This window comes from Kaistella palustris DSM 21579 (assembly GCF_000422265.1).
In the GTDB taxonomy this organism is placed as follows: Bacteria; Bacteroidota; Bacteroidia; order Flavobacteriales; family Weeksellaceae; genus Kaistella; species Kaistella palustris.
In genome coordinates this window covers 218,840-236,005 of the sequence record NZ_AULL01000017.1, presented here as the reverse complement: position 1 = coordinate 236,005, position 17,166 = coordinate 218,840, and the positions used below count along the sequence as shown (strand labels likewise).

General features: G+C 43.3%; 17 protein-coding genes. 11 read left to right on the top strand and 6 right to left on the bottom strand.

Annotated elements, in window-relative coordinates; translation table 11 throughout:
* Positions 1-67 precede the first annotated feature (67 nt).
* The 6 genes from nadB to H562_RS0107950 all read left to right on the top strand — a co-directional run bounded on the left by nadB (position 68) and on the right by H562_RS0107950 (position 8,752).
* On the top strand, positions 68-1,639 hold the full coding sequence (gene nadB, locus H562_RS0107975; RefSeq protein ID WP_027377029.1) for an L-aspartate oxidase: 1,572 nt from the start codon (positions 68-70) through the stop codon (positions 1,637-1,639).
* 8 nt (positions 1,640-1,647) lie between these two features.
* On the top strand, positions 1,648-2,508 hold the full coding sequence (nadC, locus tag H562_RS0107970; protein WP_027377028.1) for a carboxylating nicotinate-nucleotide diphosphorylase: 861 nt from the start codon (positions 1,648-1,650) through the stop codon (positions 2,506-2,508).
* A 216-nt stretch (positions 2,509-2,724) separates the two neighbouring features.
* A complete protein-coding gene (locus tag H562_RS0107965; RefSeq protein ID WP_027377027.1) occupies positions 2,725-6,036 on the top strand; it encodes a TonB-dependent receptor in 3,312 nt (1,103 codons plus the stop codon).
* Positions 6,037-6,178: 142 nt separating this feature from the next.
* Positions 6,179-6,616, top strand: coding sequence for a hypothetical protein (locus tag H562_RS0107960; protein WP_027377026.1), 438 nt, complete (start codon positions 6,179-6,181; stop codon positions 6,614-6,616).
* A 34-nt stretch (positions 6,617-6,650) separates the two neighbouring features.
* Entirely contained in the window at positions 6,651-7,673 is a 1,023-nt protein-coding gene (locus H562_RS0107955; RefSeq protein ID WP_027377025.1) for an aspartate-semialdehyde dehydrogenase, read from the top strand.
* Positions 7,674-7,750: 77 nt separating this feature from the next.
* Positions 7,751-8,752, top strand: a complete 1,002-nt coding sequence (locus H562_RS0107950; RefSeq protein ID WP_027377024.1) for a cation diffusion facilitator family transporter — start codon at positions 7,751-7,753, stop codon at positions 8,750-8,752.
* Here the strand turns inward: H562_RS0107950 and H562_RS0107945 are convergent.
* Positions 8,749-9,183, bottom strand: a complete 435-nt coding sequence (locus H562_RS0107945; protein WP_027377023.1) for an exosortase F system-associated membrane protein — start codon at positions 9,181-9,183, stop codon at positions 8,749-8,751. The two genes, H562_RS0107950 and H562_RS0107945, sit on opposite strands and share 4 nt — an antisense overlap.
* Positions 9,180-9,737 carry an exosortase family protein XrtF gene (gene xrtF / locus H562_RS0107940; RefSeq protein ID WP_316928510.1) on the bottom strand — a complete coding sequence of 186 codons (558 nt, stop codon included), beginning with the start codon at positions 9,735-9,737 and terminating at the stop codon, positions 9,180-9,182. Before xrtF ends, H562_RS0107945 begins: the two co-directional genes overlap by 4 nt.
* 29 nt (positions 9,738-9,766) lie before the next feature.
* Between xrtF and H562_RS0107935 the strand changes: the two genes are divergently transcribed.
* The 5 genes from H562_RS0107935 to H562_RS0107915 all read left to right on the top strand — a co-directional run bounded on the left by H562_RS0107935 (position 9,767) and on the right by H562_RS0107915 (position 13,292).
* The gene (locus tag H562_RS0107935) at positions 9,767-10,786 is read left to right on the top strand and encodes an aminoglycoside phosphotransferase family protein (protein WP_027377021.1); all 1,020 of its coding nucleotides are present in this window, start codon (positions 9,767-9,769) and stop codon (positions 10,784-10,786) included.
* A 40-nt stretch (positions 10,787-10,826) separates the two neighbouring features.
* Complete coding sequence (locus H562_RS0107930) at positions 10,827-11,237, top strand: RapZ C-terminal domain-containing protein (protein ID WP_027377020.1); 411 nt, start codon at positions 10,827-10,829, stop codon at positions 11,235-11,237.
* A gap of 69 nt (positions 11,238-11,306) precedes the next feature.
* The gene (locus tag H562_RS0107925; RefSeq protein WP_027377019.1) at positions 11,307-12,020 is read left to right on the top strand and encodes a nucleotidyltransferase family protein; all 714 of its coding nucleotides are present in this window, start codon (positions 11,307-11,309) and stop codon (positions 12,018-12,020) included.
* Position 12,021: 1 nt separating this feature from the next.
* Entirely contained in the window at positions 12,022-12,780 is a 759-nt protein-coding gene (locus tag H562_RS0107920) for an LOG family protein (RefSeq protein ID WP_084466349.1), read from the top strand.
* A 41-nt stretch (positions 12,781-12,821) separates the two neighbouring features.
* Entirely contained in the window at positions 12,822-13,292 is a 471-nt protein-coding gene (locus H562_RS0107915) for a DUF6702 family protein (RefSeq protein ID WP_027377017.1), read from the top strand.
* A 61-nt stretch (positions 13,293-13,353) separates the two neighbouring features.
* Here H562_RS0107915 and H562_RS0107910 read toward each other — a convergent pair whose 3' ends face one another.
* The 4 genes from H562_RS0107910 to H562_RS0107895 form a co-directional block, all read right to left on the bottom strand.
* Entirely contained in the window at positions 13,354-13,683 is a 330-nt protein-coding gene (locus H562_RS0107910; RefSeq protein WP_027377016.1) for a metal-sulfur cluster assembly factor, read from the bottom strand.
* Entirely contained in the window at positions 13,680-14,942 is a 1,263-nt protein-coding gene (locus H562_RS0107905) for a hypothetical protein (RefSeq protein ID WP_027377015.1), read from the bottom strand. The genes H562_RS0107910 and H562_RS0107905 overlap by 4 nt, the downstream gene beginning before the upstream one ends.
* Complete coding sequence (locus H562_RS0107900) at positions 14,943-15,776, bottom strand: DUF2249 domain-containing protein (protein ID WP_027377014.1); 834 nt, start codon at positions 15,774-15,776, stop codon at positions 14,943-14,945.
* Positions 15,777-15,926: 150 nt separating this feature from the next.
* The gene (locus H562_RS0107895; protein ID WP_084466347.1) at positions 15,927-17,135 is read right to left on the bottom strand and encodes a DUF542 domain-containing protein; all 1,209 of its coding nucleotides are present in this window, start codon (positions 17,133-17,135) and stop codon (positions 15,927-15,929) included.
* Positions 17,136-17,166: the final 31 nt, after the last annotated feature.

The window sequence follows — 17,166 nt, the reverse complement described above, 5'->3', positions numbered from 1 at the left end:
CCTTGCCAAATAACACTGATTAAAAAATTCCGCTGCAAACCGGATAAACTCTAACACCAAATTTTTAATGATAAAAGCAGACGTACTTGTCATTGGATCAGGAATCTCCGGTCTTTCTTATGCCATAAAAATTTCTGAAAGGATGCCGGATGCCAGGATCATCATCGTGACCAAGGCAGATGAAGATGAAAGCAACACCAAATATGCGCAGGGCGGCCTGGCAGTAGTCACCGATTTCGGCAAAGACAATTTCCAAAAACATATTGATGATACCATGCGGGCCGGCGACGGCGAAAATAATCTGGATGTGGTAAAAATGGTTATTGAAGAAGGTCCCGAAAGATTTAAGGAACTCGTGGATTGGGGCACCAGATTCGATGAAAAGAACGGTTCACTCCTGCTCGGCCGCGAAGGCGGACACACCGAAAACCGCATTGTGCATCACAAAGATATTACGGGTGCCGAGATCGAGCGCGCGCTTTTGGTCACGGCAAACAAATCGCCCAATATCGAGATCATGGCACATCACTATGTCATTGATCTCATCACGCAGCACCACGTTCCCGGAAAAATTTTCGACAAGGATAAGATCGATTGCTACGGCGCCTATATTCTGGATGAAAAAAGAAAGAAGATCAAAAAAATTACCGCCAAGATCACTTTGGTAGCCACCGGCGGGGCGGGACATGTGTATAAAAACACCACCAATCCGATCATTGCAACCGGTGATGGGATTGCTTTTGTACACAGAGCACGGGGCAAAATTTCCGACATGCAGTATTATCAGTTTCATCCTACCGCGCTGTATTCCAAACTCGACGGTATGCTATTCTTAATTTCTGAAGCAGTGCGTGGCGACGGCGCAAAACTCCGCACCAAGGATGGCGAAAAGTTTATGCACAAATACGATGACCGCGAAGAACTTGCCTCCCGCGATATTGTGGCACGCGCGATCGATAGTGAGCTGAAGATTACCGGCGATGACTATGTAGGTTTGGACTGCCGCGAAATGGACCACGAAAAATTCATGGAACATTTCCCAAACATTTACCAGAAATGCGTGCAGGAAGGAATCGATCCCTTCCGGCAGTTAATTCCCGTGGTTCCCGCCTGCCATTATCTTATGGGCGGGATAGATGTGGACCGCGACGGTCAGAGTTCCATTAAAAATCTGTTTGCCGTGGGCGAATGCACCAATTCAGGTTTACATGGTGCGAATCGGCTCGCCTCCAATTCTTTGCTGGAAGGTTTGGTTTTCGGCCACAACGCGGCACTTAAAACGGTAGAACTCCTGGAAATCAATGACTTTAATTTTGATGATTTAAAGGCTGTTCCAGACTGGAACGAAGAGGGCATGAAGATCATGGATGAAATGGTTATGGTTTCGTACTTCCGGCGGCAGTTGCAGGAAATGATGAGCGATCTGGTAAGTATCGTCCGCAGCAACGACCGTTTGGCGCTGGCAAAGAAGAAACAGCATGAGATATTTGAGGCCGTGACCGAACTCTATAACTACTCAATCCTGTCGCCACAACTTTCAGAATTGCGGAATTTGGTGAACATTTCTTACCTTATCATCAAACAGTCATTAGCGATGAAAGAAAATAAAGGAGCCTTTTATAATAAAGATTTAATTTAATATCAGACATGAAAAAACCGAAATACGTAACCAAAGACGCCATCAAAACATTTATTAAAAACGCGCTCGATGAAGACCTGCAGGATGGCGACCATTCCACTCTGGCCACCATCCCAAAAGATCTGCAGCAGAAAGCGCAACTTATTGTAAAGGAAAACTGCATACTGGCGGGCGTAGAGCTTGCTGAAATGATCTTTAAACAGTACGACAGAAATCTGAAGGTCGAAGTTTTACTTAAAGACGGCGACTCGGCAAGAGTGGGCGATATTGCGTTTTACGTCACGGGAAGTGCGCGCTCCATTCTGTCAACCGAACGGTTTGTGCTCAACTGTATGCAGCGGATGAGTGGTATTGCAACCATGACCCATGACTGGAATTCCCGCCTGCTGGGTACGAAAACCGAACTGCTGGATACACGCAAGACGACACCCAACTTCCGGATGTGCGAGAAATGGGCCGTGGCCATCGGTGGTGGAACCAATCACCGGTATGGCCTGTATGACATGATCATGCTGAAAGACAATCATATAGATTATAACGGCAGCATTACAAATGCAGTGAAAATGGCGAAAGAATATCTCAAAAAAAATAAGAAAAATCTGAAGGTAGAAGTTGAAACCCGAAATCTGGATGAGGTGCAGGAGGCTGTAAAAGTGGGTGCGGACCGGATCATGCTCGATAATATGGACATAAGGTTGATGAAAAAAGCAGTGCAGCTCATCGGCGGGAAATGCGAAACTGAAGCTTCCGGCGGGATCACGCGCAGCATGCTGAAGGATGTAGCGGCCACAGGTGTGAACTTTATTTCGGCAGGAGCGCTCACGCACTCTGCGGCTAACATTGATCTCAGCCTGAAAGCGGTAAAGTAATTTATTGAATAATTATTATAACCGTCAATTATTATTAATTGAATAAAGTTCAATTTTTTTCTGAGCCTGCAAGCAGTTCTGTAAACGGTTTGTAATCAAATCTTTAATGTAAAAATTAACAAAATTTTAAATTTTAACAATTTATTAATAAAACTTTCACAAAATTTAAATAGTTTTGTAAAAAAGTAAAAACAAAATATCTAAACCAATATTGATATGACTTTTAATCCATTAAAGAAGACCGTTCTGATTGCGGCTTTGGCTTTTGCAGGTTACGGCACTGTACATGCGCAGGTTACCACAAGTAATCTGTCGGGTATTGTGAAAACCAATGACGGCCAGAAAACTTCCGGCGCCACAATTAAAGCGACACATTTGCCTTCGGGTACGGTGTACACCGCGTCAGCAAATGCTGCCGGAGCTTTTAACTTACCCAACATGCGTGTGGGTGGTCCCTACCGTGTAGAGATCATGTACGGCAGCGAAAATCCAATCGTATACGAAGATGTATACCTGGAACTGGGTCAGCCGTTTGTGATCAATCCTGTTTTTGGCGAGAAAACCGCAAACATTGCTGAGGTAGTGGTAACGGGAAATAAAAGCAGAAATGTAAACAAGACCGGTGCGGCTACGAACATTGATCAAAAACTTATTCAGGAACTTCCACAGTCTTCTAGAAGTATCACCGATTTCACGAGACTGACTCCGCAGGCTAACGGAAACTCTTTTGCAGGCCGTGACGCGCGTTACAACAACCTTCAGATCGATGGTGCCAACTTTAACAATGGTTTTGGTTTGAGCAGCAGCCCACTGCCGGGTGGCAACTCACAGCCTATTTCTTTAGATGCCATCCAGGAGATCTCTGTAAACATTGCGCCGTTTGATGTAACGCAGTCCGGATTTACAGGAGCGGGTATCAATGCGATTACAAAATCAGGTACAAACAGATTCCACGGCTCACTTTACGGTTACTACAACGGTAAAGAACTCAATGGCTGGAAGATCAACGGTGAAGACATTGAAAGAGTTTCCGGAGCTAAACTCACCAACGGCTTTACAGTAGGCGGACCTATTCTACAAAATAAATTATTCTTCTTCTTAAGTGGTGAGCGGGAAACTGCAACTGGAGCAAATGCTTCCGGCGCAAATCTTTGGACCGCTTCACAGGACGGAATTGCAGATCCTGCAAATAACATTTCCAGAGTAAAGGAATCTGATCTGATCGCAGTACAGAATCACCTGATCAACAGATGGGGATACAACCCGGGACGTTACCAGGGATATGCGAATGAAGCAGAACAGCAGGGCGACAAATTCCTGCTCCGTTTAGACTGGAACATCAGCGATAAACATAAGTTCGCAGTTCGTTATAACATGTTGAAAGGTACCTCTCAGCAGGTTGCCAATGCTTCATCCGGTCCGGCTCCAAGATCTTCATGGGGACGTGTGAGTGATAAGGCAATGACTTTCGAAAGCGGAAATTATGGTTTTGAGAATACAGTAAGTTCAATTACTGCCGAGTTAAACTCAACTTTCAACTCCAGCCTTTCAAATAAACTGTTATTTACTTACTCCAAGATTCAGGATAAAAGAACTTCTCCATCGGAAAAACTTTTCCCTTTTGTTGATATCTGGGATGGTTCTGCCAATGGCGGAAACTACATCAGTTTCGGTACAGAACTATTTTCTTACCTGAATGATGTGGTGAATGATAACTTCTCTTTTACAAATAACTTAACTTATACAGTAGGAAAGAACAACTTTACAGCAGGTATTGCCTATGAAGTTCAGAAATTCGGTAACTCTTATACCAGAATGGGAACAGGTTATTACCGATATGCTTCAGTTGAAGATTTCCTTAAGACAGGTACAGCGGCTGAGGTAGCACCGATCATGTTTGGTTTAACTTATCCGTATGCAAACCAGGATACGTATTCACGTGTGAACTTTGGTTTGGCTTCTGCATATCTGCAGGACAGAATTACACTAAGCGAGAAATTCAACTTTACAGTAGGATTAAGAGCTGAACTGCCTAATTATTTAAATGATCTTACTGCCAATCCTTCAATTGATGCATTAAACCTTTTAGATAAAAATGGTAATCCAAGAAATTACGCATCCGGTGAATGGCCGAAATCCAAAGTTACACTTTCACCACGTTTAGGATTTAACTACGACGTTTTGGGAGATAAAAGTTTAACATTACGTGGAGGTACTGGTATCTTCTCCGGACGTGTTCCTTTTGTATGGTTAACAAACATGCCAACCAACGCAGGTGTTTTACAGAACACTGTAGAACCGGGTTCTTATGCTGAAGTTGCCGGCTGGATCGGTAACGTGAGATTCCACCCGGAAGATATTTACTACTATGTAGCAAATCCACCGGCAGGAGCTGGCAATGTATTTATCAACAGTCCTAAGGAAGGCGCACCTGCCTCTTTTGCTTTGGTGGACAGAGATTTCAAAATGCCATCTGTATGGAGATCAAGTTTCGGAGCAGATTACAAGATTCCAAACTCTGTATTCACACTTACCACTGACATTCTATATACTAAAGATGTAAATTCTGTATTCCAGTACGGAGCCAACAGAAAGGAGTCTACAGCAAGAATGACCAATCAGGACCGCGTGTATTATCCTAACACCGCATCTTACCAGTACAACGACAAGATCGGCGCCAACAGTGCTACGGTTTTAACCAACTCCGATACCAAAGGAACTGCATTTTCTGCAACATTTGGAGCAAACATGAGAAACTGGAAAGGATTGTCGGGATCAGTATATTACACGTTCTCAGAAGCTAAAGAGATTTCTGCCAATGCAGGATCAAGTGCAAGTTCAGCATGGCAGGCCTCGCCAACGGTGGATTCGCCAAACCAGCAGGACCTGAGCATCTCTGCTTTCTCTATCCCACACAGAATTGTAGCAAATGTGAGCTATAACATTAAGAACACGACGATCGGTGTGTATTATACAGGAGCAAATCAGGGAAGATTCTCCTACTACTATTCCAATGACGTGAATGGTGATGGTATTGCCAATGACCTGATGTATATCCCTAAAGCTGGTGAGGTGACTAAATTCGCCGACATCAAAAGCGGAAATACAGTTCTGTTTACAGCAGCTCAACAGGATGCGGCATTTAACAAGTTCATTGCAGACAACGGTCTGGAAAAATACAGAGGTCAGATCCTGCCACGTAACGAGTTCCTTTTACCATGGTTAAACCGTGTAGATGTAAGAATTTCACAGAACATATTTACAGATATGGTTCAGAAAGGAGATAAAGTTGCCATCAGTTTAGATATCTTAAACTTTGGTAACCTGCTGAACTCTGAATGGGGAATCCAGGACAACACTGTAAGTTCTTACGGAGCAGCAGTGCTGGGAAGATCCGGAAACCTTTCTCCGGACCCAGCCTTTACAATGCTTCGTTCCGGTGCAGATCTTGTAACTGCACCTTACAGACCGGCAAGTAACAGATTTACGACATGGAGCGCAATGTTAGGATTTAAATATTCTTTCTAACGGTCACGTGCATTTATACAGCTGCCTTACAATTCATTTTGTAAGGCAGTTTTTTTTAATGGCATCAGGCGGCGAAGTACAGTTTATACGCTGGCTTATACACAGTATTTATTTATCTTTGCCTTTAAACAAAAATTAAATTATGGATTTCAACATCATGCTTCAGGCACACCGTGGGTTCGCCTACTTAATTTTGCTTTCATCGGCAGTTTTCACTGTAGCGCTTTTGATTACAATGTTCGGCTATTCGGGCAGGATCTCGAAACTATTAAGAAAATCAACTTTGTTCACCATGATTTTCTTTCATACTCAGGCACTTATTGGTTTGGTTATGTTGTTTTTCTTTTCTCCGGGTTTCAAGGCGGCATTGGCTGCAGGTACACTGATGAAGGATTCTGTTTCCCGTAATACTTATGTGGAACATCCCGTGTCTATGATCATCGCTGCAGTTTTGCTGACGGTTTTAAATAAAAAGTTCAAAACAAGCGATAAGATCAGAATGAGTTGGGTAATCATCGCGGTTATAGCATTAGCCTTGATGTTGTGGGCATTCCAGTGGCACAGACTTTTCGGTGCGTAGATCAATAATAATTTTTTTTTAAAGATAATTAAGAATGAAAGTAGCTGTGGTTGGCGCTACCGGCATGGTAGGTCAAATTATGCTGAAGGTTTTGGAAGAACGGAATTTCCCGCTTACGGAATTACTTCCTGTGGCTTCGGAAAAATCGGTGGGAAAAACGGTGCTTTTTAAAGGAACTCCTTATAAGGTCGTTTCCATGAAAAGTGCGATCGCGGCAAAACCGGATATCGCACTGTTCTCGGCCGGCGGAAAAACTTCGCTGGAATTTGCACCACAGTTTGCCGCTGTCGGTACCACCGTGATCGATAATTCTTCTGCCTGGCGCATGGAAACCGATAAAAAACTTGTGGTTCCGGAAATCAATGCAACCACATTAAGCCCAGAAGATAAGATTATCGCAAATCCAAACTGTTCCACCATTCAGCTTGTCATGGTTCTGCATCCGCTTCATAAAAAGTATAATTTAAAGCGCGTGATCGTATCGACCTACCAGTCGGTTACCGGCACAGGCAAGAATGCGGTGGATCAGCTTGACACTGAGATTGAAGATTCGGTACAGAACCGAAACTCTTTCGAAGGAAAAGATAAAAAGGAAAAAGTGTATCCATACGATATATTTAAAAATGCCTTACCTCAGTGTGATGATTTTTCTGATGACGATTATACCAAAGAAGAAATAAAATTAATGACCGAGCCGAAAAAGATCCTCGGTGACCATTCCTTTCAGATCTCGGCCACTGCAGTGCGCGTGCCGGTCCAGGGCGGCCATTCTGAAAGTGTAAATGTGGAATTTGAAAATGATTTCGACCTGGATGAAATTCGCGAAGTACTTTCGCAAACACCCGGTGTGACCGTATTAGATGATGTGAAAAACCGAATTTACCCAATGCCGCTCTACGCAGAGGGAAAAGATGAAGTATTTGTCGGCAGGATCCGTAGGGACCGTTCACAGCCCAATACACTGAACATGTGGATCGTGGCAGATAACCTCAGGAAAGGTGCCGCGACCAACGCGGTGCAGATTGCGGAGTATCTCCTTGCAAACAAACTGGTTTAAATGAATGCTCACAGAAATGTGAGCATTTTTGATGATAGACAATTCAAACAATTTTAGATCAATAAATAAAACTTCAGATGCCCGTAAAAGATCATTCCACAAACAATAGTTTTGCCTTCCAGCGTAGCGTGGCCGTTATCGGCATTGCGCTTTTTGTGGCGAAATTAATCGCCTGGCATTTTACAGGTTCAGATGCCGTGCTTTCCGACGCTATGGAAAGTATTGTAAACATCATTGCGGCTTTCATGGGTTTATATTCGCTTTTCCTGGCGGCGAAACCGAAAGACCGCGAACATCCGTACGGCCACGGCAAAGTGGAGTTTGTAACCTCGGGCATCGAGGGCGCGCTCATCATTTTTGCCGGAATAGTGATCATTGTACAGTCATTTAATTCACTTTTACAGGGAAACATTCCGCAGAAGCTGGACTGGGGCATACTTATCATTGCCGTGACCGGTGGTATCAATTATCTACTCGGTCATATTTCCTATAAAAAAGGAATTAAAGAAAACTCACTTGTCCTTCAAAGTTCAGGCAGACATTTGCAGAGCGACACTTTTACCACCATCGGCGTTGTCGTAAGTCTGGTGCTCGTTTACTTTACAAAACTCTACTGGATCGATGCTGTGGTAGCGATGCTTTTCGGTTCATATATTATGTTCGTCGGTTATAAGATCATCCGCAAGGCCCTAAGTGGTATTATGGATGAGGCTGATGTTGACATGCTCTCCAGCCTCGCGAAATTTCTTAATGAAAACCGACAACCGGAATGGATGGACATTCACAACATGCGGATACAGCGACACGGCAGCGGACTTCATATCGATGCGCATATTACGCTTCCCTGGTATTACGAACTGCGCACCGCCCACGAGGAAATGGAAAAAGTCTACCAACTTATTGCTGAAGATACGGACAGGACCATCGAATTTAATTTTCATATGGATGACTGTAAACCGACCTCCTGCGAGATCTGTGAACTTTGGGAATGCCCGGTACGCGAAAGGCCTTTTGTAAAAAAAATAGAGTGGAATGAGAAAACAATTTCGCAGCACAACAAGCACGATGTGAACACTTAAACCCGCGGCAGTTGCTTTTTTCGGTAATAAAAAAGAGGAATGATCAGAAGCAGCGTTAACGGTTGAATCACAAAGCGCCGCATATAAAAGGAGAATAAATATCCGATCTCGAATTTTGTATGAATACAGTACAGATAAACCGGAAATGTGATCGCAAAGACGATCGCCAGTAAAACTACAGCCTGAACCGTCCACCTTTTATTTTTGAAAATAAAATGAACAATGACTGCAGAAAATAAAAGATTAAGCGCGAAACGGAAAGTATAATTCCCAATCAAAGGCAGCCAGTAGAAGTCCGGAAAATGTGCGTTCTTATCAGCGATATGAAAAAACTCCAGAAAAGGATCATAGAAAATTTTACTTTCCAGCATCCGGACGGAGATCAGTCCGAAAATTCCCAAGGCTACGATAACCCAATTCAGCACTTTCACTTCTCCACTTTTTTAAGTGCAAAATACTGAATCCAGATCAGCCAGAGAGCGACAACGCTTCCGTAAATGATGGCGGGAAAAAGATAGTCGTGACCGATTTTGGAATATTGAGGCGTTTCCACCAAAAGAACATTCAAACCTACAATTCGCAGCACATTCATCACATGCAGTGCCAGCAAACCTACCGCTGCGAAAAGGAATGTTTTCGCACCTTCGTAAAAAGCGAAAATAAAAGAAAGGAAAAGTATGGCTACAGAAATTACATTGCAACCTTCCACCATGCGCGATACATATTTGCCACTCACAAAAAACCAGGTCGTTTCCTGTTCGGGTTTGCCGGGCACCATTTCCGAGGGATATCCAAAAACATTCTGTAAATAGACGCTTTGTCTCATCACCCAGGTCGAGACCGGATCGAGCCCCGAATTCGCAAATTCATTCAGGTAAAACTGATACGCCAGGACCAGCACCACATAAATGAGGACGAAACGCAGCAGGATCTTAAATACAGGTTTGAAATCGGTAAACATCGGAACAAATATAGCGCTTTCCAAAATTCTATTTTCAGTATATTTGTAGACCTATGACGCAGGACGACGCACAACTTTTTCTCGAAGAATTTACCGGCAGCACAGCACAGCAATTCTTTGCATTAGCCCAAAGCGGTTCCTCCAGGCAGAATTTTGTGGCTCAAAGTGCAGGCATAAAATACGTGATCACGGCAAATGAAAATCTGGCGGAAAATGAAAGTTTCTTTTACTTTTCGGAACTCTTTTCACGGCTTCAGTTAAATACACCGCAAATCCTTGCAATCGCACCTGACCGGAAATTCTATATTCAGCAGCATCTGGGTGACCAAACCCTTTCAGAAATAATTGACCGCGAAGGTTTAACTGAACGCACCCGCGCCCTGGTAAAATCTGTGCTGGAAAAACTCTATCTGCTGCAGTCCCGCACTTTAACAAATGTAGATTATTCTTATACTTTCGAGTACGAAAGCTATGATGAACTTCCGATCACGAATGATCTTTTTTATTTTAAAAGTTTTATCGCCGATGTACTTGAAATTCCCTATCACAAATCCACCTTGCTGCAGGAATTCAAAAAGATTGTGTCACGGCTTGAAAACCTGAAGCCTCAGAGTTTGATACTGCGGGACTTTCAGGCGAGAAACATTATGGTGAACGACAGTGACGAAGTTTACTTTATTGATTATCAGGCAGCGATGCGCGGCCCGCTGATGTACGACGTAGTCTCCTTCCTCTTTCAGGCAAAAGCCAATTTCCCCGGGGATTTCCGCAACGAAATGCTTAGTTATTATTTTTCATTCTGGAAAGATGACGTAACCGTAACTGATCTCCAGAATTCTCTGAAACCGCTGCAACTTATCCGCTACATGCAGGTTTTGGGAGCGTACGGCTTTCGCGGTCTTGTACAGAAAAAAGCACATTTTCGCAAAAGCCTGAATCAGGGAATTACAAATCTCTATAACTTCTCCAACTCATGGGATGAAATGAGGGAATTTCCCGAGTTGCAAAAAATAATATCTGAACTAAATACAGAACAAACCGGAATTAAAATAAAGGAAATACTAAACGGTTAATTGAAAGCTGCTCACCTAAATTCCGGTTAAATAAAATAAAATGACATTAAAAATAGACATACACAGTTTTTCCTACAAAAAGGGCGGCATTCCGAAAGACGAAACAGGCAACGGTGGTGGCTTTGCTTTTGACTGCCGCGGTATTTTAAACCCCGGAAGACTCGAAGAATACAAACAGCAGACCGGCCGCGATGCCGACGTACAGGAATTTTTAGAAACCCAGACCGATATGCCGAAGTTTTTCGGTTTAGTTAAAGATCTCGTTTCCATTAACATCGAAAATTATCTTGGTCGTGGTTTTGAACATCTGCAGATCAACTTCGGCTGTACAGGTGGCCAGCACCGCTCAGTATACTGCGCTGAAAAAACTGCTGAGTTCATCAAAAAGAAATATCCCCAGACCGAGGTCAGCCTTCACCATGATGAGCAGCCGCAACTTAATGATAACTGATATTCCATGATTGAAATTGAAACTCAGATGCAGTACGCGCTCAGTTTCTCCGGACGGTAAAAACATTTTATGAAAGCACTTATATTCGCTGCCGGTAAAGGCACCCGACTGAAACCCTTTACTGATCACCACCCAAAAGCGCTGGCGGTGGTAAATGGTGTGCCGCTGCTCGAAAGGAATATAAAATATCTGCAGCGCTATGGCATCAATGATTTTGTGATTAATGTGCATCATTTCGGCGGGCAGATCGTATCTTTTCTAAAGGAAAACAATAATTTCGGCAGTAAAATCGAAATCTCCGACGAAAAAGACGCGCTTCTGGAAACCGGCGGCGGACTGGTTTTTGCAAGACAGTTCCTGGATCATGGCGAGGATTTTCTGATCCTGAATGCGGACATTCTAACAGATCTTGACCTGAATGGTTTCATCGAATATCATCAAACGAAAAATGACTTTGCGACCTTAGCCGTTTCTGACCGTAAAAGCTCCCGCAAACTCTTGTTTAACAGTGACATGATCTTGCGTGGCTGGCTGAATGTGGAAAGCGGTGAGCAGAGACTTGCCGAGTTTAACAAAGGATTTAAACCTTTGGCTTTCAGTGGTATACACTGCATTAACCCAATGATATTCAATAAAATAAAAAGAAAGGGTAAGTTTTCGATCATGGAACAATATCTGGACCTTATGCATACCGAAGAAATCCACGGCTATGAACATCAGGCAAACCTCATCGATGTCGGAAAGCCGGAATCGGTATTGGCAGCCGAAAAAATATTTAAATAAAATGAGTAAAATAAACAGAGGCAAAGGAACAACCAAAGCGGCGGCCGGACCCTCCTTTGAAATAGACCAGAAAATCCAGCGATCCTTCAGCGAAAAAACCTGGGACGAAACCATTACCAAAGACAGCTGGATGGTTTTTAAAATCATGGCCGAATTTGTAGACGGTTACGAAAAGCTGGCAAAGATCGGTCCCTGCGTTTCGATTTTCGGTTCTGCGAGATTAAAACCCGAAGATCCGTATTACCAACTCGCGGTGGATATTGCCAAACAGATTACCGATATCGGCTTTGGAGTAATTACCGGAGGCGGCCCCGGAATTATGGAGGCAGGAAATAAAGGTGCCCGCGAGGGCGGCGGAAAATCAATCGGCCTGAATATAGAACTGCCGTTTGAGCAGCATTTTAATCCGTATATTGACAAAGGTTTTAATATGGATTTCGATTATTTTTTCGTGCGCAAGGTAATGTTTGTAAAATACTCGCAGGGTTTTGTGGTGATGCCGGGCGGTTTCGGAACTTTAGATGAACTTATGGAAGCGATCACGCTCATACAAACCAATAAGATCGGCAAATTCCCGATCGTACTGGTGGGTTCAAAATTCTGGGGTGGCTTGCTGGATTGGTTCAAGGCTACTCTACTCGAGAACGGCATGATCGCCGAGGCGGATCTTAACCTCTACCGCGTAGTGGATACCGCCGAAGATGCAGTGGCCCATATTAAAGCTTTTTACGATAAATACACGGTAAACGTAAACTTCTGATTGGCACCATATTTGAGATTAACATGACACAATTTAAAGTAATGAAAAAGTTTTTACAGTGTTCGGGATTTTTCGTTTTGATGATTCTGATGAGTTTTGCTTCGGCAGAATTTTATTCATCAATGACGAAAGTTGATTATGTAGAGGGCAGTAAAATACTGAAGTTTACCACCAAAATGAATACCGCACATATTTCAGACGCCATTAAGATAAACCCAAATACCGCAAGTTTTGAAGCAGAAGTTAAAAAATATGTGAACAACAATTTTGATCTGTATGTAAACGGAAGTCCTAAGACACTCACCTTCACGGGAAGTCAGGTAAACGGCGAATCAGTTTGGGTGTATTTTGAGGCAGGTGGCGTTACAAACGTGAGCACCATTAAAATTAAAAATACAATCATGCTCAGTACCTTTCCGAAACAGTTTAATCTGGTGAATATTGCGTACAAGGGAAATCAGAAAACAATGAATTTCCAGCGCGGCAAAGAGGTAAACGAAGTGAGTTTTTAACTGAACTTATACAATATTACTCCGTCATCTGAATAAGGTGACGGTTTTTTTTGTAAAATGATCAGCCGCCGTTGAGTTGCAGCATACCTTCCGCGGAAACCATATCGTAGTTCCAGGCGGGCTCAAAGGTCAGATTGATTTCCACTTCATATCCCGGGAACTCTTTTTCGAGTGCGTTGGTTACGCCGGTCTGAATGGCTTCGCCCATCGGACAGTGTGGTGTGGTGAGGGTCATGGTGACTTTGATCCGGTTTGCGGCGGGAATCTCCACATCGTAAACCAAACCCAAATCCACAATGTTAACCATCAGTTCAGGATCTATAACTTCATACAGCGCTGTTTCTGCACGGTTTATTTTATCGTAATTTTCGTCGGTAGGATCAAGTATCATGACGTTCTATTTTTATGGAAGATTAATTTAAAGACATTGATGTTGTAGAGTGTCGCCACCACACACCATAAAAGTGCACCCAACCGGATGATTACAAGCTGCTGAATGATGATGCCCAGCGCAAATACAAGAAACGCCGCAATGAACAGCCTAAACTGCCAAACGGTAAGTTTTTCATTATAAAGATGTTTGGGCAACGGCACTTTTACTTTTCCCGAAAGATTTTTATAATTGTCATTCCAGATGATGAACGGAAGTGTTTTAAAGGTTTTGCCCAAAATCAGACTTGTGATCCAACCCATGAACAGAAGACTCCCGTAAAGCATTGTCCAGCGGTAACCTGTAGAAAAGTAAACCGCAGGCAGCAATAAAATTGAAAGTACAAGCGCGGCAAACGACAGAAAAGCATGTTTCATCAGAATCTCCACTTTTTTGCGAAGACGGTTCTTAAAGGTGTCGAAGAGATAAAGCAGCCAGAAAATAACGCCGGTTAAAACAATGGCCGCGTAGATCAAAGCCCGCGCACTGACGCCAATAAAATAACCATCTGCAAGGAAAAGAACAAGCCCGGTATTCTGGATTATAAATGCCCACTTCAGCAGAAAATCCTTCTTCGATTTGCCAAGCAGGAACATGGGAACAAGTTTCGAACTTACACCGGTAATAAGCTGCAGAAACCAACCTGCAAGTCCTGCGTGTGCGTGAAGCTTCAGAATTTCCAGATGACTCTGTTTGAAGAACGAAAACTTTAGGTTAATGGCGAGCAGCAAACCCACGGTTACTGTAAACAAAAGCCACAGCGCGGAAGAAATGATAAAAAGTTTCTGTACCGAATAGTTTGCACAGACACGCGTAGTCTTCAGCACATTAAATAAATACAGAACTGCGGAGATCACGACAAGAGCGCCGCCGGAAATCATCAGCCAGCCGACGGTGAGTTTCCAGAAATTGGTCACCAGCAGGATCATGCCGAGTGTGAGCGTATACCAGGTGAAAGCCGCCATTTTCTCACTGTAAAGGTCCTGTTCGCAGATGACCGGCAAAAGTTGGTGTGCCGCACCGAAAATAATCATCGTACCCCAGCCAAGTGCCGCAATATGTACAATAGCCAGCAGATGAGGCGTAAAATAATGCCGCATAAAAGTGTCGGGATAAATGAACAAAAGTGCGCAGAGCACAAAAAACATCACCGCTCCTGTAGCGTAAAAAGGAAGTACAGCGCGGTTTCCGGGGGCTTTACCAATATTGATCTGTGCCATTTATTTTTTATAGATGAGCATTTTCACCTCGTTTTCGTCTTTGCTGTTGATGTGAACTTCGTAATTTTTGTCGGTGAGTTCCTCTAAAAGAAAAACCGGAACTCTTTTATGGTAAATGAAAAGAGCGTGCCCGTCGGGAAGTTCTTCGAGTTCAGCCAGAATAGTGTGCATTGGTCCCGGCATTTCCAGCGCACGGACATCGATCACTTTAGTTTTATCCTTTGGAAATTTGTCGCAGATCTCTTGAAAAGCCTCTGTAGAATCCATATGCAGTTTTTCGTCTGCAGTTACGGAAGACGGCGCACTTTCTTTTTCTTTTTTGAGGAAATAGGTGCGGAATTCTTTTTCATTAATGGTTTCAACAAAAGACGCGTCGGCTTTTTCCTGTTTTAAAAGATGGATCAGCGGTGTGGGCACAAAATTATTGATGATGCAGAGGATTTTGCCGGGTTCAACCGTTTTGAAACGCCCCAGGATTTCCTTTAATGGATCTGCACCGTTATCGATGATCGGCCGCACATCGTAGAAATCAATATCTTTCTCCGATGCATTTTTTAACCAATCCGGCTGAGGTTCATGCGCGGAATCATCTGCCGGTGCAAAAGTATCATCAAACCTGAAGCCAAGTGGAAGCAGGACGCGCTTAAACTCGTCTATCGTGGTGCCGCCCATTTTTGCAGCTTCGGCGATTGTGACCCGCGAGGCCATAATCTTCCGCAGGATGGGATTCTTCAGTTTTTCCAGCGGTTTGGCTAACGACGCAATTGCATCTACACTTTTCGGATTGGCCTTGATCAGTGCTGAAATCTTGGTTTGAGCGGATATATTTTCCATAGTAATCATTCCTCAGTAAAAAAGGATTATTAAAAACCACAAAAGCAGCGGGATTTACGTTTGTCAGAAACATTAAACAAAAATTGTTTACAGCCGCTCTTGCAGTTAAAAAATTAATAAAATCTAATGCAGTTTTAAAATACTGAATTCCTATGAAACAGTTTTCGCCAATTCCGCATCCAGTTCAAGCGCCTTCGCGAACAGCAGATTATTTTCCAGGTGAAGATGCGTCTGCAGATCACTTTCAAATTCTTTCATTTTTTCAAAAAGGTAGCGGTAGGAATTACAGGCATCAGCCGGAAGCGCGTAATCATTGGTAAGCTTCCGGAAAAAGGAAAGGTCATCACCCGCGATCTCATGTTCTTTTTTCAGGATACTTATCGGTTCCGCCATAATACCAGGTTGATATTCGGTTTCCAGCGCGGGATTATTTCTTTTGGCAACCATCTGTTTGATGGCGGGAAAGAAAAATTCCTCTTCACGCATAATATGATCTACAAGATCCTGCAAAAAATGATAGGTCACTGTCGACAGTCTGTTCAGTTCCGGATGGTTAGCGCTGTGATGCTCGGCTACTTTTATGGCGAGATCGTTGAGATTTTCTGCGTTATCCTTAATATAACGGTGGTGTGTATTGACAATGAAATCTGCAAGAAAATCCAGATCCCATTTATCGTAATCAAAACTTGGTGACAGTGTAGTTTTCACCGCGTGCTGCAATTCGGCGCGGAGTTCAGCTTCTGACATTCCGGCTGCCTCACTTGCTTCCTTCACGGTTTTATCGCCCCCACAGCTGAAATCGATCCCTTTGGATTTTAAAAGTTCCGCTTTACGGATGTCTTTGGCGGCAATCGCACCAATGGTTTCTTCACCCGTTTGAGTGGCCGGGTTTTTAGAGATCTTCACCACAAAAAGTTCAGGTCCCTGCTGCAGATATTCCCAGGTGAAGATATTGCCGCGCTCGCCGATCAGTTCGTAATAGAGCGGTTTTGGATCGTGGTCGTTTTCGATAATGAAACTTTGTCCGGGTTTTAAGGCATCGAAATATTTGAATATAGTTGGGTGTTTCAGGCGAGGCTCGATTACAGTTACATTTAACCGTTCGATTTCCTCTGTTTCATTTTCTTCGGGATTTTTTTTAATGCGAACCAGGAATGTCTCGGGACCTTTTTCCAGATATTCCCAGGTGAAAATTGCGCCGCGCTCGGCGATAATTTCGTAGTATAAAGGCTTCGGATCATGATCGTTTTCAATCACGAATTCTTCGCCCGGCTGCAGTGCGTCAAAATATTTAAATACTGTAGGATGTTTCAACCGCGGTTCGATGGTGGATACGACCAGTTTTTCTATTGTTGCCATTTTTATGAAGTTTTAAAGTATAGATATTATA

Coding starts and splice junctions, on each gene's coding strand:
- H562_RS0107895 (WP_084466347.1), bottom strand. CDS start 17,135: ATGGCAACAATAGAAAAACTGGTCGTATCCACCATCGAACCGCGGTTG.
- nadC (WP_027377028.1), top strand. CDS start 1,648: ATGAAAAAACCGAAATACGTAACCAAAGACGCCATCAAAACATTTATT.
- H562_RS0107915 (WP_027377017.1), top strand. CDS start 12,822: ATGAAAAAGTTTTTACAGTGTTCGGGATTTTTCGTTTTGATGATTCTG.
- H562_RS0107930 (WP_027377020.1), top strand. CDS start 10,827: ATGACATTAAAAATAGACATACACAGTTTTTCCTACAAAAAGGGCGGC.
- H562_RS0107905 (WP_027377015.1), bottom strand. CDS start 14,942: ATGGCACAGATCAATATTGGTAAAGCCCCCGGAAACCGCGCTGTACTT.
- H562_RS0107950 (WP_027377024.1), top strand. CDS start 7,751: ATGCCCGTAAAAGATCATTCCACAAACAATAGTTTTGCCTTCCAGCGT.
- H562_RS0107910 (WP_027377016.1), bottom strand. CDS start 13,683: ATGATACTTGATCCTACCGACGAAAATTACGATAAAATAAACCGTGCA.
- H562_RS0107955 (WP_027377025.1), top strand. CDS start 6,651: ATGAAAGTAGCTGTGGTTGGCGCTACCGGCATGGTAGGTCAAATTATG.
- H562_RS0107920 (WP_084466349.1), top strand. CDS start 12,022: ATGAGTAAAATAAACAGAGGCAAAGGAACAACCAAAGCGGCGGCCGGA.
- nadB (WP_027377029.1), top strand. CDS start 68: ATGATAAAAGCAGACGTACTTGTCATTGGATCAGGAATCTCCGGTCTT.
- H562_RS0107960 (WP_027377026.1), top strand. CDS start 6,179: ATGGATTTCAACATCATGCTTCAGGCACACCGTGGGTTCGCCTACTTA.
- H562_RS0107900 (WP_027377014.1), bottom strand. CDS start 15,776: ATGGAAAATATATCCGCTCAAACCAAGATTTCAGCACTGATCAAGGCC.
- H562_RS0107925 (WP_027377019.1), top strand. CDS start 11,307: ATGAAAGCACTTATATTCGCTGCCGGTAAAGGCACCCGACTGAAACCC.
- H562_RS0107965 (WP_027377027.1), top strand. CDS start 2,725: ATGACTTTTAATCCATTAAAGAAGACCGTTCTGATTGCGGCTTTGGCT.
- H562_RS0107935 (WP_027377021.1), top strand. CDS start 9,767: ATGACGCAGGACGACGCACAACTTTTTCTCGAAGAATTTACCGGCAGC.